The sequence below is a fragment of the Gordonibacter pamelaeae 7-10-1-b genome, from assembly GCF_000210055.1.
GTDB lineage: Bacteria > Actinomycetota > Coriobacteriia > Coriobacteriales > Eggerthellaceae > Gordonibacter > Gordonibacter pamelaeae.
In genome coordinates this window covers 2,339,073-2,339,869 of the sequence record NC_021021.1, presented here as the reverse complement: position 1 = coordinate 2,339,869, position 797 = coordinate 2,339,073, and the positions used below count along the sequence as shown (strand labels likewise).

The following is a 797-nucleotide window of genomic DNA, read 5'->3' as shown; positions in this document are numbered from 1 at the left end:
AGCACGACGCCGACGCCTATCTGCGGCGTGAGCGGCTCGCCCAGCACCAGCACCGACGCCGCCACCGTGATCACAGGCACGAGGTAGATGTAGGCGCTCGTCTTCACGGCGCCCAGAAGCTTCACGGCGATGCCCCACGTGGCGAAGCACGCCGCCGACGCGCCCACGCCCAAGAACAGCATGTTCGCCGACATGAGCGGGTCGGCGAACCGCTCGAGGCCGAACTGGAAATCCAGCAGGAACAGCGCCGGCACCATGAGCACGAGGCCCCAGGCGAACGTGCGCTTCGTCATCTGGATGGTGTCGTCGCACAGAAGCGCCAGCTTGCGGGTGAGCACGGCGTAGAACGCCCACACGGCCGCGGCCGCCACGGCCAGCGCGTCGCCCACGACGCCGCCCGTGCCCAACCCCTCCCAGCTGATGAGGACGATGCCCGCCATGGCCAGCGCGAACCCGGCGAAGAACACGGGATGCAGCTTCTCGTCGCGCAGCAGCAGCGAGGACAGCAGCGCCGTGAAGAACGGGTTCACCGCCACGATCACGCCCACGTTGCTGGCCGTGGTGTAGGTGAGCGCGATGTTCTCGAACAGGAAGTACAGCACCACGCCCGTGAGGCCGGCCGCCGCCACGAGCGCCTCCTCGCGCCAGCCGCCCAGCTTCACGTGGCGCGGGCGGCACGCCCACAGCACCAAGAACCCGATGAGGAAGCGGTAGAACAGTATCTCGATGGGCGCGAAGTCCACGAGCAGCACCTTCGTGGCCACGAACGTCGTGCCCCACACCACCACGGTGAAGAG

At 68.1% G+C, this 797-nt stretch carries 1 protein-coding gene; it reads right to left on the bottom strand.

Annotation, left to right across the window (positions count from 1 at the left end):
- The coding region (locus GPA_RS10935) for a DMT family transporter (RefSeq protein ID WP_083809086.1) at positions 1-797 on the bottom strand (797 nt) is incomplete at both ends.